19 protein-coding genes and 1 pseudogene are annotated in these 24671 nt (G+C 61.7%); 6 read left to right on the forward strand and 14 right to left on the reverse strand.

Annotation, left to right across the window (positions count from 1 at the left end; genetic code table 11):
* Window positions 1–9 precede the first annotated feature (9 nt).
* Window positions 10–1410: an aminoacyl-tRNA deacylase and HDOD domain-containing protein gene (locus ASE80_RS22355; RefSeq protein ID WP_056860844.1), complete on the forward strand. Its 1401-nt coding sequence runs from the start codon at window positions 10–12 to the stop codon at window positions 1408–1410.
* A gap of 81 nt (window positions 1411–1491) precedes the next feature.
* On the opposite strand, the pseudogene ASE80_RS30385 reads toward ASE80_RS22355, so the two are convergent.
* A pseudogene (locus tag ASE80_RS30385) lies at window positions 1492–1566 on the reverse strand (helicase); the annotation flags it as partial.
* A 198-nt stretch (window positions 1567–1764) separates the two neighbouring features.
* On the opposite strand from ASE80_RS30385, the gene ASE80_RS22360 reads away from it, so the two are divergent.
* A complete protein-coding gene (locus ASE80_RS22360; RefSeq protein ID WP_056860845.1) occupies window positions 1765–2652 on the forward strand; it encodes a calcium-binding protein in 888 nt (295 codons plus the stop codon).
* A gap of 89 nt (window positions 2653–2741) precedes the next feature.
* A complete protein-coding gene (locus tag ASE80_RS22365; RefSeq protein WP_056860846.1) occupies window positions 2742–3521 on the forward strand; it encodes a hypothetical protein in 780 nt (259 codons plus the stop codon).
* A gap of 40 nt (window positions 3522–3561) precedes the next feature.
* Here ASE80_RS22365 and ASE80_RS22370 read toward each other — a convergent pair whose 3' ends face one another.
* The 13 genes from ASE80_RS22370 to tagH all read right to left on the reverse strand — a co-directional run bounded on the left by ASE80_RS22370 (window position 3562) and on the right by tagH (window position 21066).
* A complete protein-coding gene (locus tag ASE80_RS22370; protein WP_056860847.1) occupies window positions 3562–3942 on the reverse strand; it encodes a hypothetical protein in 381 nt (126 codons plus the stop codon).
* 124 nt (window positions 3943–4066) lie between these two features.
* Entirely contained in the window at window positions 4067–4996 is a 930-nt protein-coding gene (gene tagQ / locus ASE80_RS22375; protein ID WP_056860848.1) for a type VI secretion system-associated lipoprotein TagQ, read from the reverse strand.
* A gap of 84 nt (window positions 4997–5080) precedes the next feature.
* On the reverse strand, window positions 5081–6793 hold the full coding sequence (locus tag ASE80_RS22380) for a formylglycine-generating enzyme family protein (protein ID WP_056860849.1): 1713 nt from the start codon (window positions 6791–6793) through the stop codon (window positions 5081–5083).
* Window positions 6786–7970, reverse strand: a complete 1185-nt coding sequence (locus tag ASE80_RS22385) for an ABC transporter permease (protein ID WP_056860850.1) — start codon at window positions 7968–7970, stop codon at window positions 6786–6788. The genes ASE80_RS22380 and ASE80_RS22385 overlap by 8 nt, the downstream gene beginning before the upstream one ends.
* Window positions 7970–8674 (reverse strand): ABC transporter ATP-binding protein, encoded by a 705-nt coding sequence (locus ASE80_RS22390; RefSeq protein WP_056860851.1) that lies wholly within the window; start codon window positions 8672–8674, stop codon window positions 7970–7972. Before ASE80_RS22390 ends, ASE80_RS22385 begins: the two co-directional genes overlap by 1 nt.
* Window positions 8674–11652 carry a serine/threonine-protein kinase gene (locus tag ASE80_RS22395; RefSeq protein ID WP_056860852.1) on the reverse strand — a complete coding sequence of 993 codons (2979 nt, stop codon included), beginning with the start codon at window positions 11650–11652 and terminating at the stop codon, window positions 8674–8676. Before ASE80_RS22395 ends, ASE80_RS22390 begins: the two co-directional genes overlap by 1 nt.
* The gene (locus tag ASE80_RS22400; RefSeq protein WP_056860853.1) at window positions 11649–12368 is read right to left on the reverse strand and encodes a PP2C family protein-serine/threonine phosphatase; all 720 of its coding nucleotides are present in this window, start codon (window positions 12366–12368) and stop codon (window positions 11649–11651) included. The genes ASE80_RS22395 and ASE80_RS22400 overlap by 4 nt, the downstream gene beginning before the upstream one ends.
* The gene (tagF, locus tag ASE80_RS22405) at window positions 12369–13022 is read right to left on the reverse strand and encodes a type VI secretion system-associated protein TagF (protein WP_056860854.1); all 654 of its coding nucleotides are present in this window, start codon (window positions 13020–13022) and stop codon (window positions 12369–12371) included.
* Entirely contained in the window at window positions 13019–16519 is a 3501-nt protein-coding gene (gene tssM / locus ASE80_RS22410; RefSeq protein WP_056860855.1) for a type VI secretion system membrane subunit TssM, read from the reverse strand. Before tssM ends, tagF begins: the two co-directional genes overlap by 4 nt.
* Complete coding sequence (locus tag ASE80_RS22415) at window positions 16516–17805, reverse strand: DotU family type VI secretion system protein (RefSeq protein WP_056860856.1); 1290 nt, start codon at window positions 17803–17805, stop codon at window positions 16516–16518. The genes tssM and ASE80_RS22415 overlap by 4 nt, the downstream gene beginning before the upstream one ends.
* Window positions 17806–17811: 6 nt before the next feature.
* Window positions 17812–19146 (reverse strand): type VI secretion system baseplate subunit TssK, encoded by a 1335-nt coding sequence (gene tssK / locus ASE80_RS22420; protein ID WP_056860857.1) that lies wholly within the window; start codon window positions 19144–19146, stop codon window positions 17812–17814.
* A 19-nt stretch (window positions 19147–19165) separates the two neighbouring features.
* A complete protein-coding gene (gene tssJ / locus ASE80_RS22425) occupies window positions 19166–19675 on the reverse strand; it encodes a type VI secretion system lipoprotein TssJ (RefSeq protein ID WP_056860858.1) in 510 nt (169 codons plus the stop codon).
* A 56-nt stretch (window positions 19676–19731) separates the two neighbouring features.
* Window positions 19732–21066 (reverse strand): type VI secretion system-associated FHA domain protein TagH, encoded by a 1335-nt coding sequence (gene tagH / locus ASE80_RS22430; RefSeq protein WP_056860859.1) that lies wholly within the window; start codon window positions 21064–21066, stop codon window positions 19732–19734.
* 393 nt (window positions 21067–21459) lie between these two features.
* On the opposite strand from tagH, the gene tssA reads away from it, so the two are divergent.
* From tssA to tssC, 3 genes are read left to right on the forward strand one after another with little or no spacing between them, the layout of a single operon-like run.
* Entirely contained in the window at window positions 21460–22479 is a 1020-nt protein-coding gene (tssA, locus tag ASE80_RS22435) for a type VI secretion system protein TssA (protein WP_056860860.1), read from the forward strand.
* Window positions 22480–22533: 54 nt separating this feature from the next.
* The gene (tssB, locus tag ASE80_RS22440; RefSeq protein WP_017135823.1) at window positions 22534–23040 is read left to right on the forward strand and encodes a type VI secretion system contractile sheath small subunit; all 507 of its coding nucleotides are present in this window, start codon (window positions 22534–22536) and stop codon (window positions 23038–23040) included.
* Window positions 23041–23042: 2 nt separating this feature from the next.
* Complete coding sequence (tssC, locus tag ASE80_RS22445; protein ID WP_056860861.1) at window positions 23043–24539, forward strand: type VI secretion system contractile sheath large subunit; 1497 nt, start codon at window positions 23043–23045, stop codon at window positions 24537–24539.
* Window positions 24540–24671 lie beyond the last annotated feature (132 nt).

Here is a 24671-nt window from a genome sequence, read left to right on the forward strand (position 1 = left end):
GATCAGGCCATGTCAGAAGTCGCCCTCGCCACAGCCCCACTGACCGCCCCGCCGGTCATTCGGGCTCTGCTCGCAAAGCTCGCCATCCCCTACACGGAAGTGACCGAACACGCCGGCCTGAATCCCGCACAAAAGGTCCAGGCGGTGCTGCTGGAAGATGCCGTGGGCGCACTTATGGTGCTGTTCCCGCAGAGCCAGTTGCTCGACCTCAACCGCCTGGCAGAACTCACCGGCCGTCGCCTCACGGCCGTGTCGCCGGACCGCATCGAACGCATGCTGGCCAAGCACGACTTGAGCCTGTTGCCGGGCTTGCCGGCGCTGACCAGTTCGCCATGCCTGTATGAAGGCAGCCTGCTCAGCGAGCCAAGCCTGTTGGTGCACTCCGGTGAAGCCGGACTGCTGCTGGAAATCGCCAGCAGCGATTTCAAGAGCATGCTCACCAAGGCCAGCGCCGGGCACTTCGGCGAACCGCTGAGCAACATCCGCCCCAACCTCGACCGTCCCAATGATGACCGCGAGGAAATCACCCAGGCGATGCAAGCGTTCACTGCACGCCGAATCCAGCAGCGTCTGGAAGCGACTATCGAGATTCCGCCGCTGGCCGACACCGCACAGAAAATCATCAAGCTGCGCGTCGACCCCAACGCCACCATCGATGACATCACCAGCGTCGTCGAAACCGACCCGGCCCTTGCGGCCCAAGTGGTGAGCTGGGCGGCATCGCCGTACTACGCCTCACCAGGCAAGATTCGTTCAGTGGAAGACGCCATCGTGCGCGTGCTGGGCTTTGACCTGGTGATCAACCTGGCGCTGGGCCTGGCCCTGGGCAAAACCCTGAGCCTGCCCAAGGACCATCCGCACCAGTCCACGCCGTACTGGCACCAGTCGATCTACACCGCCGCCGTGATCGAAGGCCTGACCCGCGCCATGCCCCGCGCCCAGCGCCCGGAAGCCGGCCTGACGTACCTGGCAGGCCTGCTGCACAACTTCGGTTACCTGCTGCTGGCCCATGTGTTCCCGCCACACTTCTCGCTGATCTGCCGTCACCTGGAGGTCAACCCGCACCTGTGTCACAGCTATGTCGAGCAGCATCTGCTGGGCATCAGCCGCGAGCAGATCTGCGCCTGGCTGATGCGCTACTGGGACATGCCGGACGAACTGTCCACCGCCCTGCGCTTCCAGCACGACCCGACCTATGACGGGCAATACGCCGAATACCCGAACCTGGTGTGCCTGGCCGTGCGCCTGCTGCGCAGTCGGGGGATTGGCTCCGGGCCGGATGAAGCCATCCCGGATGCCTTACTGGAACGCGTGGGCCTGAGCCGGGAAAAGGCTGAAGAAGTGGTCGGTAAAGTGCTGGATGCCGAAGTGCTGCTACGCGAACTCGCGTCCCAGTTCAGCCAGGGATAAGTCTGTCGCCTGCCACAAAGCTTTCGCAGGCAAGCCAGCTCGGTCTGCCTGAAAGACCTACTTCTTTTTCCTCGGCTTCAACTACCTGGTCAGCCCATGGAACCAGATCACCAGTGTCGGGTTGCCCTTGATAGGCATCGACCGATCCTGAATCCCAGCATAAGTACCGGTTACTAATTCTTCACATCCGAGGTTGCGAAACAATTCGCGACGAACACATGGCATGGAAAATCTGTAACGCGCCAACATCCAAGAAGCAACCAGCAACATATAACATGGAACCCTCACGGCTGACCTGTCCACACAGCGCATACAGGTAATCATCTTACTCAATAAAGCGCTGAGGCCCACCTAATGATCTCTACTCTCTCTCAATCTAATTACACCGCAGCAACACCAACAAACAGTTACGTGACGCGAAATACTGATGGTGAGATCAAAGTTAAGGTAGAGGACTACGGCAACACAAGGATTAAAACCTATCCGCGGCAAGGGCCGCAAACCCCAGGCCAGAACTATCGACCTGCAGACAAAATAGAAATTCACACAGAAAGCGAAAACGACGTCATCAACTTATCCATGAAAGACGGTCGGGTGCTCGCCACTATAAATGGTGTATCTGTTTTCCTGGACTCAGATGGCAGCAGTGGAAGTGCAAAGATCCACATTTCCACTAACGAGGGCAATGATAAAATCACCATCGCGCCCCAAGTCAAGGCAACACTGACTATTAATACAGGGGATGGTAAAGACACCGTCATCACAGGCGGTGGCAGTGCTCAAGTTTACTTGGGGGATGGCGACGACACAGCAGTGCTGGGCGCGGGGGGCGGAGAGTTATATGGCCAAGACGGCGATGACAAGCTATATGGTGGCCCAGCAGGCTCCGCGCATCTTTCCGGTGGTTCAGGAAGAAACATCATGATGAGCAACCTTCAACGTTCTGACGATCAAGCGACATGGATATTGGCCCAGGGCGAGAACGATAAAATAAGGGCGCGCGCGTTTACAATCATGAGAATTGAATCACAATCTGCATATGTCGTAGTACACCCTGAGGTACAAGCACAGATCCATATTGCAGAAAGTGCAGGCAACACTGAAACCGTAGCGTTATGGGCAGGCAGGGAAGAGGAAAATATAAGTGTCACTTATACCGGTCGAAATGAAGTTGAAAAAGATAATCAACGCACTCAGCAGGCACCACGAACTGAGAGCGAAGAAAATGCCCTGTGGCCCTGAGTCCTTTAATTGTTAAACCCCGCCAGGCACTTGATCACAACACTCATTCACCGGGAATTTATATACCCGACTTACACTGGAACCCTGTTATGACAGTCATTGCCTCACCCACACCCATCTCTTTTTCTGCACGGCATGATCAACCTTCACCCAAGCAGGAAAGCACCGTAAAAATCGTTCACGATCGTGATTCAAACGGCCCTGTCGTCACTATCAGCGTCACTCATCAACGGGCCGACATCAGAATAAAAAAAGACGCTAATGACAACCTTGTCGCGTATATAAACGGCAAACCGCACCCGTTGCATCTTCCAAACTCTGGTCTAAGTACCCTCAACATCACGACAGGCCAATACAGCGACTTTATAAAAATCGATGACAACGTCAGGGTCACCGCTCGCGTCAAATCAGGAGACGGTAACGACTTCATACAAGCTGGCGGTGGCTTTACAGAGGTAGATGCCGGAGATGGCGATGACCAAGTGCAACTCAGCACGGGCGGAGGAACTGCACGCGGCGGAGCCGGCGACGATAAGCTGTTTGGGGGCGCCGGCAATAACAGGCTTTATGGTGACAGCGAAGAAAACTTTTTTTCCACCGATATACCTGCCTATGCGCCCAGGCTCACTCAAATTTACTCGTCGGGAACCCATGACACGATACGTGCTAACGCTGGCCACGTAGATGTTACGGTTTACTCGGGAAAGACTGATATTCACGTCGCTGAAGAGGCGTCTGCAAATATCAAACTTGAAGCTTTCACAACGGGTAGCAAGATCACCAAAGCGTGGGGTGAGTTCCGCCGGGATGTGCTCATCCATGGGGCCAAGCGGGGCCGGGACGAGATCATTAATACCCGGCCTGACTAACCTGTTTGGGGCTATTAAAGCCCCAAATACATTACAACCATTAACGCACCGTCTTTTTACGCGGCTTCAAATACTTGGTCAGCCCCTGGAACCAGATCACCAGTGCCGGGTTGCCCTTGATCTGGATCGACTTGTCCTGAATCCCCGTCATGAACGCCAATTGCTTGTTTTTCGCCTGCATCGTGGCGAAGCCGTAGGCGGCATCTTTAAAGGCAATGGCAAACGCGGGCGACGGGTGAACACCTGAGCGGCTGGTGATGCGCTGGTCTTTGACGATGAAGTGACGGGCAACTTTGCCGTCGAGGGTCTGCAACTGGAACGCCAGGTCTTTGTCACCCAGCTGTTGCTGAAAGGCAGGATTGGTGCGGCTGGCTTTGCCCATCATCAGGCCCAGCACCCACAGCAGAAGACGAAATTTCATGCACACAGCCTCAATGTATTTATTAAGTGGCCGCAGCAGTGTAACGATTTACCGGCAGAACGCCACCGATCTCGCGCTTTAGCAGGAGATCGGCAGGCGTTTAACGCTTATAGCAACATGTTGCTTATACGTTAGGGCACGGCACTGGCGCCCAATCGGCCAGGTTCGGATCGCGGCAGGTGCCTTCGATCTGCGCCTTACCGGCGCTGGCAACCTGCTTGCTTTCAGCCTGCTTGGTTTGCACGGTCTGAATGCTCTTCTCGGTGGTCACCGCTTCTTTCGGCACGGTTGGCAGCACCGGTTTTTTGGCGACTTTGGCCGGCGCCTTGCCGCCCTTCTTGGCCGGCACCACCTGCGGCGTCACGTCTGCCTGGGCCACGGTCACTACGTCAGCACGCTGCACACCCACTTGTTTCAGGTCTTGCTCGTAGGCCTGGGTGTAGTTGTTCAAGTCTTCGCTGGCCTTGCCGTTCACGGCAACGATCAGGTCATTGGACTCTTTCAAGCCAGCCACGATTTCCGCCAGGCGCTTGCGGCCTTCGGTGTCGTTGACGGCCTTGGCCTTGCGGTCGGCCACCAGCTTGGTGAACGCGCTCTGGTAGCACTGCTGGGATGCCTTGGCATACGCGGTGCTGCGGTCGATGTCAGAGGCGCTCTTGTTGAAGTCGGTGGAGTACGACGCGATGCGCTGGTTGTCATCGGTGATCTGCTTCTGACGCTCGGTGTAATAACCCGCTGCGCCACCCGCCAGGGCACCGCCCGCTGCACCGATGGCGGCATTACGGCCGCGCTTTTCGGAGTCGCCGGTCAACGCCCCCAGCAATGCACCGCCGGCTGCGCCCAGGGCGGCACCCGTCACGACCGACTTGGTCATGTTCGAATCGGTTGCACGCAGGTGCTGCACCGGCTCGTAGCAGTTGGGGTAGTACTCGACCTTGGTGCTCGACGCGACCTTGGAGGCCGGCGACGTGGCGCAACCGGTCAACACGGTGCTGAAACCGGCTGCGATCAGCAGCAGGTGACGCTTGGAAACCGCCTTACGGGAAAAAAGCATAGGTGTGTTCTCTGTTAAGTTTGACTTGCCCAGCACGGCCCACCGCCGACTGAGTCCCTTCCAAGCTCGCCGCACAACCAACGGTCAAGACCGCTGACCGCTCGCTGCGAGCAGTTCCTTCAAGATCGTTGCCGGGTCGGCCCGCTGTTGCTTGCGGTAGTTGCCGACATGGCGAACGAACAGTGTCGCGCGCGTCACCAGGCTCTTGCCGAGCACTGGCTTGCGATCCAACTCTTCCTTGATCCTTTGAAACTGGGCCTGGATCACCGCATCGGTGTAACGCGTGCCGGTGGCCAGGTTGTCGATGTAAATCGCCACCGCGCCGTCGAGGGCGCTGCGACCATTGGTGATGGCCATGTCGAACAGTTGCGCGCTGGCCTCATCCTTATTGTCTTTGGCCTGTTGGCGACTCTTCTGCAAGTTGGCCAGGCGGATGTTGTAATTGCTGATGGTCTCGGCCACCAACGCGGCCGACTGGATCAGGTTGCCCGCCGCTTCTTCGCGCTGCTGGGCGATCAACGAGACGTTGCGTTTGAGCTCTTCGTTGACCAGGCCGAGTTCGGCTTGCAGTTTTGGGTCGACACTGGCGGCGATGATGCTGTCCAGGCGCTTGGTCGGGTCCTGAGCGTCATCGATGGCGTCAGTCAGCGAAGCCAGGCGGCCTTCTTTCTGCCACTGGGCGAACAGCTCCTTGTAGCGCGAGCGCGGCGCCGACAACGCGCCGATCGCTACGCGAAAACCGGTGGTTTCGTTGCTTTGCTCGGTGCCGTCAGCAGCGAATAACGGGTACTCGCGGCGCATGCCGGTAAACAGCGTGCCCTCGCCTTCCAGGTAATTGCCGCCCTTGACCACAAAGCCCCCGTACGTGCCCTGACGGCGCCCGGCGTGCACCAGCTGGAAGGATTCCTGGACCATTTCCGCTGCGTTGCCGATCACATCGAACAGGCCGATAGGGTTGGGCAATTTGGTGCCGATGGGCATCAAGCGCGCTGCCTGGCCAGTGCCGCCAGCGACCTGGTTGAACACTGCGTAGTCACCCAGCGGGCCATCGCTTTCGCTGCCTTCGACGCGGCGCGGGAACAGCCGCCCTTCCAGTTCCTGACGGCTCACCGCCTGGCCACCGCGTGCGGCGTATTCCCATTCCACTTCGGTGGGCAGGCGCACAAAACCCAGGCCGCCGTCGTCGGCCGAAGAGCCGCGGCCACTCACCGGCAGCAGCTCACGGTGGTACTTCATCAGCCAGGCGCTGTACACCGCCGAAAAACGCTCCGCTTCAAAGCGCGACAACTTCACCTTGGGCAGGCGCGCAGCCATGCCAGTCGGTGCATCACACGCAGGTGCCGGCTCGCCGCTGGCCAGCGACTGCGCCTGGGACATCACCTGCGCATACTGGCGGGCAGTCACTTCGTACTTACCGATGAAATACAGCATCGGCTTGAGCGGCGTCTTGGCGTCGGTTTTGGGCATCAACGGCGCGATGACTGTGTTCCAGTCCTTGGGCAAATCCTTGAGCGTGAACTGGCCGTTGATAAAGTCGCGACGGTAGCCGGAAATAAACGACTGCTGATAACCCGCTTCGCCTTCGGCAAAGGGATAGCCGAGGCTGATTTCGCGGTCATCCAGCGTGCCTTGGGCCAACACGTAGGCGTAGCGGAACACCATGTTGCCTTCGCAGGGCAGCGGCAGGCTCACGTCATCCGGTAAAGGTTTAGGGTTATCGAGTTTGTCACTCGCTTCATCGGCCCAGGCCAACGAGGCCAGGCTCAGCGCCACACAGGCGCCCAGTAACTTATACATCTCTGATTCCTTCAGAAGCCTGGATACGCGCCACTCGCCAACCGCCACAGGCCGCCGCCACGGCGCTGACGCCGAGGATTGCGACCAGGGCCAGGGCGTAGTGACGCGCCAACAGGTGACTGGCGTACTCGCCCGCCCCCTGCACAAATAGTTTATTCAAAGCAACCTCGGCCAGGCCATACAGCCCGGCGCTCAGCACGGCGGCATACCCTGCGCTGTACAGCGCCTGCAACACCACAAACAACAACAGTGCGCCGGTGGAAAACCCCAACAGGCGCAGCACCGACAATTCCCGCCGCTTGCGCGCGACCGCCGCCAGCGCCCCGGCGAAGATCGCTGCAAACGCGCCAACCAAGGCCAGCCCGGCAATAATCCAGAATACCAACGACAGGTTGCGACTCAACGACTGCACCTGGGCGATGGTCTGTGCCTGGGTCGACACCAACAGATTCTGCCCGGCGAAATACACCCGCAGCGGCTCCACATCAGTCAGGGTGCGCGCGTAAAGGCGAAACGCCGGGTACACACGCTGCTCGCTCACCCCGACTTCATCCCCGTCCCAGCCCAACGCCGGTACGGCACGGCCATCGCGGTAATCTTCCGCCGCTTCCAGCAAACCCAAATCAGCAAACAAGCCATCACGGGCGAAGGCTTCCAACGGCAACACCGCCAGCACTTGCAAGCGTGTGCGCTGGGCCTCGACACGCCCCGCCACTTGCCGCGCAAAGCGGGTTTCCAGCCAATCCCCAGGCCGCGCCGCAAGCTTTTCGGCAGCGGTGTGGCTCAGCACGATCTGGTCCAGGCCCTTGGGCATCGGCAAACCACTGAGCAACGGATCACCCGCCGCCGTCGGCAGCATTTCCAACGCCAGCGTGCCCACCTGCGCGGTCGCCGCAATTTGCCGGGTACGCGGCACGGCAAAGGCCACATCGCTGCGCCGACCCAACTGCTGAATAAATTCGCGGCTGAATCGCCCACCGCCCAATGGGATAATTTCACGGGTGGCCGGATCGGTCTCCAAGCGTTCGGTCAAACTGCCAACCAGTCCAAATTTCAGGCCGAATAACACCAGCAGCGGTGCGATCACCGCCACCAGCGCCAGCACCGAACAGGCCGACAGCCAGGCGTCGTTGCGGTAATCCTGCCAGGCCAGCGAGGCCACCACGCCGATGCGCATCAGCACACCTCCCCGAGCGTGGCCGTGACGCCGCCGTCAGGGTCGCGGCGGCAACCGATGCGCCGTACCTGCAAGCCGCTGGCGCGGGCCAGGGGTTCGTCATGGGTGGCGATCACGCAGGCGGCACGGTGTTCGCGGGCCTGGGCCAGCAGCGCCTGCATCACGCGCTCGGCATTCAGCGGGTCCAGCGACGCGGTCGGCTCATCCGCCAGCACCAGTTGCGGCGCATGGGCCAGGGCACGGGCGCAACTCACGCGCTGGCGTTGGCCTACCGACAGGTCCGCCGGTTTCTTCGCCAACTGGTCACTGATCTCCAACTGCCCCGCCAGGCGCGTCACGCTGCCGTCATCTTTCAAACCCAGCAATTGCCGCGACAAGGCGATATTGCTGCGCACATCGAGAAAACCCAGCAGGCCGCCGGTTTGCAGCACATAACCCAAGTGCCGGCTGCGCAGCGCAGCCAGGGTAGATTGCTGATCGGCACGCCATAGCCCGCCGATATCGGTGTTGTCGAATTCAAACTGGCCCGCCTGGTCCGGCGCCAACACCAGCGCGAGCAAATCCAGCAACGTGCTTTTGCCGCAGCCACTGGGCCCGACAATCGCCAATTGCTCACCGGCACGCAGCTGCAAAGCCGGAATCACCAGGCTGTAACGCTGGCTCCCCGTGCCCCGGCTTTTGTGCACCGCGCTCAAGTTCAGCATTACGGCAGCGTCGACAACGGCACGCGGTACAACGCATCGCCCGGCTCGGCATCGCCGAAACGGACCCAGTTGGCCACGTCATTGTGGAAGGTTTCGTAGAGGCGGATTTTCGAATCCAGCTCGTCGATAAAGTCTTCCTGCTCGGCCACACTCAGCGACAACCACAAGTCCTGGGTCATGTTCAGCGACTTGCTGCGGTACGGCAGGCCTTCCAGGTACTCACCGAGCAGGCCGCCATCGGCCAGGTTACCGCCCTTGCGCAGGGCCTGCGGGTCACGGCTCATATAGGCCGAAGCGCTGGCAATTTCCTGGAAGAAATCCTTGGGCGAGGTTTGGGTTTTACGCGCGGCATCCACGATCAATTTCAGCGATTGCTGCAGGTCGTTGAGCTGCAATTTGGTGAGCATCACGCACACCTGGAACGCCGGCAGCGCCGGGTTGGTCAGGTCACGATCGGCGGTCCAGGCGCTGACCAGTTGCGGCGCCTGGCTCGCGGTTTTACGACCGAGGAAGTCCATGTGCATGGCGTAGCCGACTGCTGCGGATTTGTCCGCCAGGCTCGGCGCGCTGCTCAGCAGCGGCACCGGTTGCGGTGTGTCGCTGCGGACCTGGTGCACCAGGTTGGCGAACACTGTGCCAATCTCATCTACCCGCTCGCCCAGCTTGTGTACATCACCACCGGGCACCGGCGTGTAGAGGTCGCCGATCTGCGGGTTGGCGTCGGCGGTCAGCACGCGGTACTGGGTTTCGGCACCGGCGTGGGTTTTCTTGCCAGCATCGGTGCGCAGGTGCAGGGCGTAAATCTTGATCTGCTTGCCGAGTGCCGCCTGACGCACTTCGGCTTCGTTCATCTGGGTGGCGGCGAAGGGGTCGTTCTTGCGCAGCGCGCCAGCATCGGTAACCAGCAAAATGATGCGCCCGCCATAGCCGGACCAGTCCATGCCATCGACCGCCTGCATCACCCCGGCAAAAGCGTCCTCGTTGAACGAGTGGCTGGATACCGTGGACGCTTTGACCTGGCGCGCCATGTCGAGGAAGCGCTGCGGGTCGCGGCCCTGGTCCAGGGTGATAAGCGTCTTGGCGACGTATTCCAAACCGGGGGTTTTCTTGATGCTGTTGCGAAACCCCACCAGCCCGAAGCTCACGCTATCAAGCTCGCCGCGCTCGGCGATGCGGGTTTGCAACTCATGCACCACATCGCGAACCTGGTCGATGTAAGGCTGCATCGAAACCGTCGTGTCGACCACCAACACCACCGCCGTGCGGAAAGCGTCTGCAGCGATCGCTTTGCTAGCCGGCTTGGCCGCCGCGCTGCCCGGGTCGATGGACGCCACATTGAGCAACTGCACCGGCTGGCCGTTTTCGTCGAAGCTCTCTTTGGAGTCAAAAATCGGCAGCAGGTAAAACTGGTTTTGCGGCACGGCGCTGGCCGTCGGCTCAAGCGCCAGCACCTGTTGATTGTCTTCGCGGTTCTTCTGCACCTTGGCCAACACGTTTTTGGCGGCGGCGGGATCAGCCAACAGCTTTTCCACCTCAGCCGATTGGCGCAGGAACATCACCGGCGCCCGGCCCGAGCGCTCGGTGAACTTGAGCACCAGGCTTTGCTTCCAGTCGCTGACTTGAGCAGCGGGCAACCACCCATCGCTGCGCCCATCGGTTGCGGCGCCGACACGCACCCACGGGCTGCCGTCGATGTCTTTGCGCTGGTAAACATAGAGCACCGAAAACGCCGGCAGGGCTTCGTCTGCTGCACCACCGGCATCATGGGACAGCTTGGCGCCCGGCTTGCTGAGCACGCGCTGGAACAAGGTCTTTTTGCCCGCCATCAGCAACGGCCGCTGGCCGCCATCCGTCTCGGCCACCACCGGCTTTACCTGCGGCGGTTGTGGGGTTTTGGGCACCACGGCGACAGGCGGTTTGGCAGGTTCATCGCTGCCGCTCAGCCACCAGTAACTGGCGCCACCAATGGCCAGTGCCACCGCCACGGCCACGGCGGCCAGGGCCAACACCGGGCCACGGCGCTGTTCGGACACGGCGCGGTGTTGCGTCGGCGTCACCACCGGCTGACGCACCGGTTGCGGCTGGGGTTTTTCGGTCGGAATCTCGATGGACACGGGCGTCATTCCGGCCAAGTCAAAACTCAGCGGAATCGGTAACGGCCGTACCAGCGTGGCTTCCGAAGAGTCTGCGGGCAGTTGGTCCAGCGCGCGCAGCAACGCCGCCGCATCCGGGAACCGCTCGGCCGGGTCTTTGGCTAACAGCTTGCGCAGCACGTCCTGATAACGGCCATGGTGCACCGGCAGTTCCGGCAGCGGCTCGGTCAGATGCGCCAGCGCAGTGGATAGCGCGTCAGTGCCGTTGTACGGCAGCTTGCCGACGAGAATTTCGTAGAGCACCACGCCCAACGCATACAGGTCGGCGCGGCCATCGATCTCCTGGCCTCGCGCCTGCTCCGGGCTCATGTAGCTCGGCGTGCCCACGGCAAAGCCGGCTTGAGTGAACTGGGTGCGATCGTCCAGGGACTTGGCGATGCCGAAGTCCGACAGTACGGCGGTGCCGTCAGCGCGAAACAGAATGTTCGCCGGTTTGACGTCGCGGTGCACCAAACCCTGCGCATGCGCATAGCCCAACGCCGAAGCGATCTGGCGAATCAGCGTCACGCCCTGCTCCGGCGTCAGGCCGGCGGCGATGCGCTCTTTGAGTGTGCCGTTGGGCAGGTATTCCATGGCCATGTAGTACAGCTCACCGACATTGCCGATGTCATGGATGGTCACCGTGTGCGGATGCGACAGGCGCGCCAGGGTCTTGCCCTCGCGCAGGAAGCGCTCGCAGAAGCTCGGGTCGGCCGCCAGCGCCGCGGCCATCACCTTCAAGGCCACCTTGCGCTCCAGCGAGCGCTGGGTCGCCAGGTACACGCTGGCCATGGCGCCTTCGCCGATCTCGCCTTCGATGTCGTAGCCCGGGATCACAATGTTCATGGCGAGACCTTCACGACAATGGCAGTGATATTGTCCGGCGCGCCGCGATTGAGCCCCAGGTGCACCAGGCTGCGCACGATTTCATCCGGCGCATCATGGCCCAGCACTTCGCGGATCTCATGGTCTTCGACGGTCTTGTTGAGGCCATCGCTGCACAGCAGGTAGCTGTCGCCGGGGGAAATCAACAGGTCAGCCACCGCCACTTCCAGCTGAGCCTCCACGCCCACCGCGCGGGTGACGATATTGGCACGGGGATGCACGCGCGCGTCGGCTTCGCTGAGCAGGCCGCTGTCTTGCAGGTCCTGCACGTAGCTGTGGTCACGGGAAATGCTCTCCAACTGCCCCTCGCGCAGGCGGTACAGGCGACTGTCGCCGGCCCATAAACACACGCCACGCAAGCCACGTGCGGCAAGCACCACCACAGTGCTGCCCATCATGCTCACGCCACGGTTAGCGGTTTCTTCGCGCACCGTGGCGTTGATGCGGATCAGGTCATTGCGCAAGGCGGCCGAGTATTCATCCAGTGAGCGCCCCACCGACACATTGCGCAGGCTGTCGACGATCAGGCTGCTGACGTAATCGCCGGCCGCATGCCCGCCCATGCCATCGGCCACGACCCACAGGCGGTTCTCCGGCAGGTCCAGGCACGCGTCTTCGTTGACCTGACGCACCATGCCCACATGGCTTTTGCTCGCGGATTTAAACGTCGCCCCCATCTACACCACACCTTCTTGTCCGAGCAAAAACTGCGCAAAATCGCCGGCAGCCGGCAAACCCTGGCACCGCAATAAACCGGGTGAAATACGTTGTGAGCCACGGCCCCACCACAGGCTGGCACCTTCACAGGCCTGCTCGGCCAGTGCAGTCATGCGGCTGTGGGGCTCGGTGGCGGCGACCCGTTGCAGGCCCGCGAAGCGACTGTCGACCGCGCGCTGCTCACTGGCCGGGATGCCCAGGCTGTCGACGCCATCGTTGAAACGTTCAAACGTGGCGCCAATCTCCAGGGAGCTGAGCAACAGCTCTTCGGCCTGCTCAAACCACGTGTCCGGGCCGCCCACCAATGACGCCGGGTTAGTGTCGTGATCAAGCAACGCCACCACGGCCAACGGGAAATAGCGCCCGACCCGATCAATGCTCGGCATCACCACGCCTGTCGCAGCGTCCGGCCCGCACACGCCCGGTGCCAGCACAAAACGCCACAACGGGCTGACCAGATAGACGTTGAGCCAATCGCCGCCCAGGCTGTTCTGGCTGGCGAGCAAACCGGCGGCCAGCCAGCTGTCCCACGGGCCGATAAAACTCTGGGGCAAGGCGCGGCTGACAAAGTCACCGCGGCTGGCCAACTTGCCGTAGAAGCCCAGCGTGGTCATAGCCGCTCCGGCAAGCTGAAGCCACTGAGTACGCGGCTCTTGAACGGGTTGAAGGCGCTGTTGGCGCGCAACTCGTAGGCGATGCTCGCGCCGTCAACCCGCAAACGCAGGTTGAAGCGGTCCGGCGAGTTGCCGGCACTCAGGTCCGATTGCTCCAGCAGGCGGAACCACGCCCATGGGCCGTCCAGGGTCACGCCGGAACGGCCACTGGCTGACGGCGGCATGATCGAAATACGCACCACGCCAATGCTGCCGGGGTTGGGCCATTGCATCGCCACCGGGCGACTTGGGCCGTGGTCGTAGCTCAGTTGCTGGCCGTCGAGGTCGAGCAGGAACTGGGTTATGGTCGGGTCCATCGACACCGGCTTGAGCTCGAAACGCACGATCGGCTGGGTGCCCCCCGATCTGAAGAACGCGTCACGAATAGCCGCCGCACGCTGGAAGGTTTGCAGCACGCCCGGTGCAATCCCGAGCTTTTGCGCCGCGCCCGGCTGCCAGCGCCAGGTCTGCGCGGACGTATCCACGTAAGGCTGCAGGTATTTGCGGAAGTAGTTATCCATCACCCCGCCCACGCCGAAGAACTGGCCGAAGTCATCGAGCGTGGCGTCCCGCGCGCTGCCCGGCGACATCGGATAACGCCCTGCCAGAGACTGACGATACACGTTGACCACTTCACTCACCCACGCCGCATTCAGCTGGTTACGCACCCCGCCCATCATGCTGTTGGTGGTGGAGTTGACCACCGACTTGACCATGCCCTGCACCAGCGGGGGCTGGCGTTCGGCATTCAAGCTGACCCGCGTGGCCGCAGCCGCCGCCTGGTTCTTGGCCTCGCCGAGCAGGGCGTCGCCACTGGCGCCGACCATGGCGCTGACTTGCACATACAGCGCGTTCATGTCCGCCAACAGGCCGTCGATGGCCGCCGGTTCGCCTTCGTTTTTGCTGACGATGCTATTGAGTTCGGCAAAGTGTGCGGTCACCGGATCGTCCGCCGCTTGTGGTGCATTAGCGCTTGGTTGCTCCTGGCCGAGCAGGCTGCCGAGGCGTTCCTTGAGCTTGTCGACACCGCCTTCCACCGGCACGCCTTTGGCGGCCAATTGGCGTTCTTCAGCTTGCAGATCGGTCTCTTTGGCCACGGCTACCAGCAGCTTTTTCAGCGGCGAAGTGGGGCCGGAAATCACCCGCAGCACATCGGCCGCCTGGGCCACGCTGGTGATCGGCACAAAGTCGATGTCCGCAAGCAACGCATCCCACTGGCGCTGGTAGTCCTGGAAGTACAGGCGGCGCACATCGGCGGCCAGGCTCACCACGTTCTGTTGATCGGCCTGTTCACGGCCCAGCACCCATTGCTCTTCGGCCAGGGTGCCGGTCTGGTTCAGGCTGCTGAGCAGGAAGGCCTGACGATAGCCTTTGGCAGTGAAGAACCCACTCAACGGCTCGCCCAACGGCTTGCCGCTTTTACGGCTGAACACCAGCGCGGCATCGCGGCCGGCGGCTTCGTTGAGGCGAAAGTCGGGGATGCCCTCGGGCAGCTTCTGGCGCTTGACCCGGTCGTACACGCGTTGCGCCACCGGCAGCTGTTGCAGTTGGCGACGCAGGTCATCGATCAGGCGTGGGTCCAGCCGCGCATTCGGCGGGTGGCGGTCGAACAGCGCCTGCAAGTGCCCGGTCAACGCCTGGCGCTGATCGGCCGGCAGGTCACGCGGCAGGTTGCGGTCCCAATCCAGGGCGACCCAGGCCTTGATGAAGTCCGGGTCGTAGTGCTCGTTGTCGGCGAACATCAGGTAGGCCTTGAGGCCTTCATAAAGGAAGTCGGAATTGCCGCCGCCATGCAGCTGCTCTTCGATGCGCGTGACCAGGCGTGGCGCGAATACCGCGATCAACAGCTTGCGGTAGACGCTGGCAGATTCGGCTTCAAGCATATCGCCCTGATACAGGCCCAGGCCTTCGGACCAGCTCGGCGAGTCGCCCGCGAGGTTCTTCACCGCGTTGAGCAGCGGCAACACTGCCAGCACTTCACGCTGCGCCGGGCTGAGGTTCTGTACCGTCTGGCCCAGCGGCGCGACCTTCTGGTCAACCTGGGCGATATACGCCTGATTGGCGCGATAACTTACCCACCACAGGCCACTGACCACCACCACCAAGGCGACGGTAGCTGCCAGCACACCGCGTGCAATCCACTTGCGGCGGCGCTCGACTTTCGGGTTCACACCCACCAACCCGCGCTCGGCAAACGCCACGGCGGTGAACAGTTTTTCGATGAAATAACTGCGCCCGGTGCCGCTCTGTCGCGCCAGGTGCTGGCGGTCCAGATTCATGCTCTGGGCCATGGAGCCGATCAGGCGATCAATCGGGCTGCCTTCCTGGGTGCCACTGGTGAAGTACACACCGCGCAGCAACACCCGCTCTTCGAAGGCATTGGGTTTGAACACGCCTTCGAGGAAGCTTTGCAGGCAATCTTTCAACGCGCCGAACTGCTGCGGGAAACCGTAGATCAGGTCACGCCGCGCCGGGTCACGCTCCTGTTGCAGGCGTTCCACCAGCCGTTCGTTCAGGCGCTGCTCAAGACCGGCAAACTCGCTTTGCAGATAGGCCAGTGGGCTGTCGCTGTTTTTGCCGTCGTCCAGGGCGAAGGTCATGCCCCACACCTGGGCGCGGTCTTCCTTGCTCAGGTTGTCGAAGAACTCCATGAAACCCGGCACCAGGTCGAGCTTGGTCAGCATCAGGTAGATCGGGAATCGCACACCCAGTTGGGTGTACAGCTCCTGGATCCGCAGGCGAATTGCGGCCGCATGGGCGGCGCGTTCGGCATCCGTACCGAGCAGCAGATCCGAGAGGCTGATGGCGATAAATGCGCCATCAATCGGGCGACGCGAACGCTGCTTTTTCAGCAGATCGAGAAAGCCCAACCACGCAGCTTTATCCACCGTGGAGTTGCTGTCCTGGGTGGTGTAGCGGCCGGCGGTATCAAGCAAAACGGCCTGGTCGGTAAACCACCAATCACAGTTACGCGTACCGCCAACACCGCGCACGGCACCGGCACCCAACTGTGCAGCCAGTGGAAAGTGCAGGCCCGAATTGACCAGCGCGGTGGTCTTGCCCGAACCCGGCGGGCCGATGATCACGTACCACGGCAGCTCATAGAGATTGCGGCGCTCATCACCGCCGAGCTTGGCCTTTTTCAGCAATGCCAGGGCTTCGTCCATGCGCTGGCGCAAGGTCGACAACTCTTCGGCGGTGGCGACGCTGTTGGGGTCGGCCGGGGTTTCGGCGGCGAGGCTGCGCATCACTTCGGCGGCCTGGCGGCGCGCCTGGATAATGCGCACTACGCGGTAGGCGATCCACAGCGCAAACACCAGGATGATCAGCGCCCAGCGCCGCCCTTCCGGCATCAGCACATCGAGCAACGGCCCCACAAACCAGATGATCAGGCTCAGGGCAATCAGGCCCAGTACGGGGATCACCCAGCGAATCATAAAACTGAAAAACGCCTTCACTCGACGCCCTCCGCCAATACGGTGATTTCAACCCGACGATTGCGGGCACGGCCTTCGGCAGTGCTGTTGGTAGCCACCGGCTCGGTGTCGCTGCGGCCTTCGGCGCTGAAGCGATCCGCCTGGCCGGTCTTGGCCGCCAGGATGTCCAGCACCGACTTGGCCCGCGCTTCGGACAATGCCCAGTTGGACGGGAAGCGCAGTGTGGCAATCGGGCGGTTGTCGCTGTGGCCGGTCACGCGGACCTGGCCCTTGACCTTGCGGATGGCGTCGGCGATGCGCAGCATCAGCGGCTCGAAGTCATCGCGGATGCTGGAGCTGGCAGACGCGAACAGTTCATCACCGCGGATCGTCACTACGGAACGGTCGACCTTGTCTTCCACCGCCACGCGGCCCGCCTTGATGTCTTCCACCAGGAAGCCGGCCAGACGCGGCCGCTCGATGACTTTGGGCTGCGCCACCGGGCGGTCGATGGCCTGCACCGGAATCTCGCCCAGGGCATGGATATTCTTGAACACCGGTTCCGCATCCGACGCCAGCTTCATGCGCAAGCCAAACAGCAATGCCAGCAGCAACGCCAGGCCGATGGCCACGGCGATCCACGGCGGCATGAATTGCGCCAGGCGATCACGCGCCACGGTCACGCCGCGCCAATGCGGCGACAGCTCGCGCTCATGCTCGCCACGCGCACTGCGAATCGCTGCGGCGGTGCGTTCACGCAAGGCTTCCAACTGGCTGCGACCGTCATTCATCACGCGGTAGCGGCCTTCAAAACCCAGGCACATGCACAGGTACAGCAGCTCCAGCAGGTACAGGCGCTCACGCGGGCTTTGCAGGCAATGGTCGAGCAACTGGAAGACTTTTTCGCCGCCCCAGGCTTCGTTGTGCACGGTGATCAACAAGCTCTGCTTGCCCCAGTCGCTGGCACTGCCCCACGGCGTGCTGAGCACGGCTTCATCGAGCGCCGTACACAGCGCGTAACGCGCCAGCAGCACTTCGTTGCGCGCCACACCGGCGGCTTCGGCGCGTTCTTCGAACTGGCGCAGGTAGGCCAGCAACTGCGCACGCAGGCTGGCCGGCGCTGGGTGGGCGATGGTGTTGCGCAGGCGCGTCAACAGCGCCAGCAGCGGCCCGGCGGCGCTTTCCAACGGGTTCAGGCCCTGGCTTTTGCCGGTGAGGATCGGCGCGGCCGGCATCGACAAAGGCACAGGTTCGGCACGTGCAGGTTCCGGTGCACGACCACCTGGGCGCGGCATGAACTGGGTGCGGTCATCATCATTGGGATGCATCGCCAATTATCCTCGGATCGCCCAGAAGGCCAGGTTCAAGCCCGGGAACTGCCCGGCGATATGGAAGGCAAACCCGCCGGAGTTGTTCAGTTGCTGCCAGTGCTCGCTGCCACGGTCCAGCTCGTAATAGGTGCTGCCTGCGTGGTAGGGGATCTGGCGTGGCGCAACCGGCAACGGCAGCAGGCCGATACCTGGCAATTGCAGGTTGACCATGTCGCGGATGTGCTCCACCGAGCCGACTTTGCTTTGCTGGCCGAAGCGTGCGCGCAGGGTTTCGCCGGGCACGTCGGCGCGGACCACAAGGATGAAACTGGCGCTGTCGAGCAGGGTTTTGTCGGCGAGCATGGCCACGTGGATGCCGTAGGCTTTTTCCACAATAGGGATCGGCGTGGCTTTGCTGTCGATCAGCATCGACAAGGCTTCACGCAATGCTGCCATCACCGGGGCAAAGCTCAGGACCAGGTCATCATGTTGGTATTGCGGGTATTCCTGCGGGCGCCGACCCGTGGTGGAAAACGTGGCGAACTCTCCCGCCAGGCTGACCAGCTCGCTGAAAAACCGCTCAGGGTGCAGCGGGATTAACTGGCTCAGATGCTGGATCAGCGGCTGCGCGCGGTTGACCAATTGCAGCAGCATGAAGTCGGCAATTTCCGAAGCGCCACCCGCCCCCGAGGCGACCACACGCCCCGCCAGGGCTTCGCCGCGCTGGTGCAGCAGGCCGAGCAGTTCGCTGCGAAAGGCAGTCAGTGGTTTGCTCGCGGCCACGTCCAAAACCGGTGGGATATACGTGTCGTCGAGCACCAATGCACGATCGGCGCGCTTTTCCTTGATGCGCACCAGGCCAATGGCGGCGTAGTCACTGATGCCATCCTGCGCGGTCAACAGGCGCAGCGCTCGGGAGCCCACGGCCACTGGTGCGCGGTTTTCAAACGGCGCGTTATCGTCGCGCACTTCGCGCACCTGGCTGACGTAGCGCGCCGCTTCCAGCGCTTCGCCTTCATCCACCGTGTCTCGCGCACCGGCGCGCTTGAGCGGCAAGGCCAGGTACACCAGGCCGTCGCGCAGGTTGTCGTCGATATTCAGCGGGCTCGGCGCCAAGTCGTCCTGGGGAATATTGAACGGCGTGCCGTCGGGCAACAGCCCACGCGCCGACACGATCGCCAGCTTGCCCTGGGCCAGCAGGCCCTGGTCAATAAGCAACTCGGAGAAGCCCCAGGCACCGGCGGACAACGGGCGGCTGCGCGCGTCGATGAGGTTTTCCAGGTAACGGTCATGCTGCTGGAAGTGCTGCGTTCCGATGAACATGCCTTCCGACCAGACCACGCGATTGTTCCAGGACATGGGGGGCTCCGAGGGTTTCTTATTGGGCAGGGCTGGATGGGGGAACCACGACGTCGGCACGCACGGCACGCACATCGAGGCTGATCTGATATTCGGTGTATTGGCGCGCCGGAACAGTGAGCACCGTGCGCCATTGCGCGCGGTCCAGCTCGCGATAGCCCACCAACAAGCCGATCTGGCGTGTGGAGGGGTCAAGGTCGCGCTGGATGCTCAGTTGCTGGCCGGGCTGGATCATCACTTCATCCTGGTCCAGCAGGTCCAGGCCAAGGGTGGATTGCGCGCGATCGGCCAAGGCGAAGTAGTCGGAGCGACTGAAGGTAGCGGCGTTTTTCAGTTCGAAAATGCGCACCCGTACCGGAGCGGCCTGGCCGTTGGCGCCGGGGTTTAGCCCGGCAATGGCGTGAAAGTGCAGCTCGACGGCGGCAGTGCCCGCCTCGGCTTCAGCGGCAGCCTCGGGTTTGACCGCGTCCTTGGCACACGCCGTCAGCATCAGCGCGGTGGCGGCTGCGAGTAAAAACCTGGGAATCATCCTGCGTCCTCAATGACGTACTTAGCTATCCGTTTTATCCATTATTGCGGCGCGTTTTAGCGTCGCTGTCGTGCGCTGTGTTCTTCATATGCACGGCTGAATTCGCGACCGAACAGGTCCTGGAAATCTTCCTGGGCCTCACGGGAAATATTGCTGTAGAGCTCGGTGAACTGCTGCCAGTACTGCGCCTGGCGCGAGCCGTTGAACAGGCTCGACAGCCCGGCGGGCTTGCCCATGCGCTCTTCCAGCTGTGCCGGTTCAAAACGCGTGAGCAGGTGTTTGATCGCCGCTTCCACACCGGCCATCACCGCCAGTTGGTGGGCGCGCAGGTCGTCGAAACTGTCGCGCACGGCAACGTCCGGCGCCATAAACGCTTGGTTGCCATGACGAAGCAGCAGCAACAAGGCTTCGTCAGCATTCGGCGCAAATTTCAACGGGTTGTTTTCAGCCGGCTGGATCATCGTCTGCTGCATGCGGAACTCGCCCTTGAGGCTGGCGCGGGCACGCAACACGTCGATCAGGCCTTCGACCATCAGGCGGTAGCTGCGGCCGATGCTTTCCATTTGTGCTTCGGCTTGAGCCTTGTCGAGGCGCAGTTGGTCCAGCCCGGCGCCGCGCAGGAAAGCCTGGAGCAGGTCGGGCTGCGAGGAAATGTCCGGGGCGGCCGCGGCCAGCTGCATGATTGGCGCGGGGGATGGTTCAACGGGTGCAACCGGCTGGGGAGTCGTGACGACTGGCGCTGGCGTGTCGCCGAACAAGTCCCAATCTTCGGGAATCACCGAGCCTGACACTGCGGGCTTTTCGACCACAGGCACCGCGACCGGCGTTGGCGGACGAAAATCGTGCTGCTCGCTGGGTACGTGGTCCGCCACAGTTGGCGGCGGCACGGTGGTCGGGGTGAGGAAGTCGAACAGGTCCGGCAGCGTGTCCATCGACGAGGCGCCCTGGAACTGCGGCGCGATCACAGGCGCAGGTACAGGTGCAGGCTTGTTCGCCACCGCGCCCATCAGCGCTTCAAAACTGTTCGCCGAATCGCCGCTGAACGGCTGGCTATCCAGCGCCTGCACGTTGAAGTCGATACGCGCCTGGATCTCGTAATCGCCGATGCGGATCAACTCGCCGTCTTGCAACGGCTCGCTGTTCCCTCTACGCATCCGGATACCGGCGTTAACCAGCTCGACTCCGTTTGTGCTGTTATCGGTCAGATAGTAACGGCCATCTTTGTATTGAATAACGCAATGTTGCGAGGAGACTAACCGCTCTGGATCAGGCAATACCCAGTCATTGTCGGAATTGCGGCCAATAGCCATCACACCCTGATCCATGGACTTTTCAGAGCATTGCCCAGGGGTAATCTTGTGATAACTAGTGATAGTCAAACACAGCGACATCTTGCCTCCTTGCTGATACATCGCGCGCGGTCTATTCCAAGGGAGGGCGTTTCCCGTAAACGCCCTGCCAAGTCGTGCAACCGACCGTAAAATCTGCTTTTGTCAGCATGATCGCTGATCTTAACCGGCTTCTGTGACAAAAATCCTGTCTTGGGCCGCCGTCAGACCCATCAGTCGCGCAGTGTGTTAAACACCGCACATCTGTCACAGAGGGCGAGTAGCTTACCTTGACAACGCGTAACTACTACACCAAAAATGCACAACTTCTTGAACATAAGTGATGGCACGATAGTGGCACACTGACTATATGACCAAGAAAACATGCAAAGTTCATAGCGTAACTAATGCATGCATTGCCCGCCGTCTAACGGGCTGATAAGGAGATCGAATCAAGTGGATGTGCCGTTGCTGCTCGCCGCCGTTTCCGCGACTTCGCCCTGTGGTGAAGACCTGGAATATGACGCGCAATTCCTTCAACTGGAACGTGACGCCAAGGGCCAACCCGAGCGCAGCATGGGCGACTCGATCCTGCCCGCCGAACCACCGCAATGGCGCAGCATCCAGCAGCAGAGCCTCGACTTGTTGCAACGCAGCAAAGACCTGCGCATCACCCATTTCCTGTTGCAAAGCTCCCTCGCCCTCCAGGGTGTGGCCGGGCTTGCCGAAGTCCTTACGTTGATCAACGCGCTGCTGCGCGAATACTGGGCCGACCTGTACCCGCGCCTGGATGCCGACGACGATAACGACCCCACCGTGCGCATCAACGCCCTGTCCGGCTTGACCAGCGACGCGACCATTCGCCTGCTGCGCGAGAGCATCCTCACGCGCTCGCGCACGTTCGGGCCGGTGAGCCTGCGCGCGGCGCTCAACGCCAGCGGCCTGTCGAACTTCCCGGATGAGCAACTCGGCGCGCAGCAACTCAATGCCGCGTTCCTCGACAGCGACGCCGAACAACTGCAAGCCACGCGCGACGCCTTGAGTGCCGCGCGTGCCGCCTGCGAAGCCATTGAACAACAGGTCAGCGACCAGGTCGGTTCGGCCCAGGGCGTAGACCTGAGCCTGTTGAAGCAGCCGCTTAAGCAGGCGCTGCAGATCCTCAATCAAGCCGTACCCGACCCTGCAGGCAGCAGCGAACCCGAGGCCGTCAGTGAAGACAATGCCCCCTCGGTCGATTTCGCCGCCGCCCCCGCAGCACCGCGCCCTACGGGCGACATCGCCACCCGCGATGACGTGCTGCGCAGCCTCGACAAGATCCTTGCGTACTACACCCGGCACGAGCCTTCGAGCCCGCTGCCGGTGTTGTTGAACCGGGCGAAGCATCTGGTGCACGCCGACTTTGCGGCCATCGTGCGCAATCTGATCCCCGACGGCATGTCCCAATTTGAAAACCTGCGCGGCCCGGAAAGCGAGTAAGCCGCCGGACTGTGCAGTAACAACACCGTCGCTCAAGCGACCAGGAGCAGCAACGTGGCGAAGCAAAGTTCTCAGAAATTCATCGCGCGCAACCGTGCGCCTCGAGTGCAGATCGAGTACGACGTCGAGCTTTACGGCGCCGAGAAAAAGGTCCAGCTGCCCTTCGTGATGGGCGTAATGGCCGACCTCGCCGGCAAGCCTGCCGAGCCGCTGGCGCCTGTGGCTGATCGCAAGTTCCTTGAGGTAGACGTCGACAACTTCGACTCGCGCCTCAAGGCCATGCAGCCACGCGTAGCCTTCCACGTACCGAATGAGTTGACCGGCGAAGGCAACCTGAGCCTGGACATCACCTTCGAAAGCATGGACGACTTCAGCCCGGCCGCCGTAGCCCGCAAGGTCGATTCCCTCAAGCAACTGCTCGAAGCCCGCACCCAGTTGGCCAACCTGCTGACCTACATGGACGGCAAGACTGGCGCTGAAGAAATCATCATGAAGGCGATCAAGGACCCGGCACTGCTTCAGGCACTTGCCAGCGCGCCTAAGCCAGCAGGGGACCAGTAATCATGACCGACAATACCGCCCGCGAAGGCAGCCAGATCCTGGGTGCTACCGAAGAAGCCAGCGAGTTCGCCAACCTGCTGCTGCAAGAGTTTAAACCCAAGACCGAGCGTGCCCGCGAAGCCGTGGAAACCGCCGTGCGCACCCTGGCCGAACAGGCTCTGGCGCAGACGGACCTGGTTTCCAATGACGCGATCAAGTCGATTGAATCGATTATCGCGGCCATCGACGCCAAGCTCACCGCCCAAGTCAACCAGATCATCCACCACCCGGATTTCCAGCAGCTGGAAAGCGCCTGGCGTGGCCTGCACTACCTGGTCAACAACACCGAGAGCGACGAGCAGCTGAAGATTCGCGTGCTCAATATCGCCAAACCTGAACTGCACAAGACCCTGAAGAAATTCAAGGGCACGGCGTGGGACCAGAGCCCGCTCTTCAAGAAGATGTACGAAGAAGAATACGGCCAGTTCGGCGGCGAACCGTACGGTTGCCTGGTGGGCGACTACTACTTCGACCAGTCGCCTCCGGATGTCGAGTTGCTGGGCGAGTTGTCGAAAGTCTGCGCCGCCATGCACGCGCCATTCATCGCGGCCGCTTCGCCGACCGTGATGGGCATGGGCTCGTGGCAGGAACTGTCGAACCCGCGCGACCTGACCAAGATCTTCACCACGCCGGAATATGCCGGCTGGCGCTCGCTGCGTGAATCGGAAGACTCGCGCTACATCGGCCTGACCATGCCGCGCTTCCTGGCGCGCCTGCCGTATGGTGCCAAGACCGACCCGGTGGAAGCCTTCGCCTTCGAAGAAAACACCGACGGCGCCGACAGCTCCAAGTACACCTGGGCCAACGCCGCTTACGCGATGGCGGTGAACATCAACCGTTCGTTCAAACACTACGGCTGGTGCTCGCGCATCCGTGGCGTGGAGTCCGGCGGTGAAGTGGAAAACCTCCCGGCCCACACGTTCCCTACCGATGACGGTGGCGTGGACATGAAGTGCCCGACCGAAATCGCCATCAGCGACCGCCGTGAAGCGGAGCTGGCCAAAAACGGTTTCATGCCGCTGCTGCACAAGAAAAACACCGACTTCGCCGCGTTCATCGGCGCCCAGTCGTTGCAGAAACCGGCCGAATACGACGACCCGGACGCCACCGCCAACGCCAACCTGGCTGCGCGCCTGCCGTACCTGTTCGCCACCTGCCGCTTCGCCCACTACTTGAAGTGCATCGTGCGCGACAAGATCGGTTCCTTCAAAGAGAAGGACGAGATGCAGCGCTGGTTGCAGGACTGGATCCTCAACTACGTCGACGGCGACCCTGCACACTCCACCGAAACCACCAAGGCCCAGCACCCGTTGGCCGCCGCAGAGGTGATCGTGGAAGACGTCGAAGGCAACCCGGGTTACTACAACTCCAAGTTCTACCTGCGCCCGCACTACCAGCTCGAAGGGCTGACCGTGTCGTTGCGCCTGGTATCGAAACTGCCTTCGGCAAAAAGCGCGTAACTAACGGTTGGACCGGCTCTTCTGTGGGAGCCGGGCTTGTGTGGGAGCGGGCTTGCTCGCGAATACGGTGGGTCAGTCGAAACATCTTAGGCTGATACACCGCTTTCGCGAGCAAGCCCGCTCCCACACAAG

Source organism: Pseudomonas sp. Leaf15, assembly GCF_001421425.1.
In the GTDB taxonomy this organism is placed as follows: Bacteria; Pseudomonadota; Gammaproteobacteria; order Pseudomonadales; family Pseudomonadaceae; genus Aquipseudomonas; species Aquipseudomonas salomonii.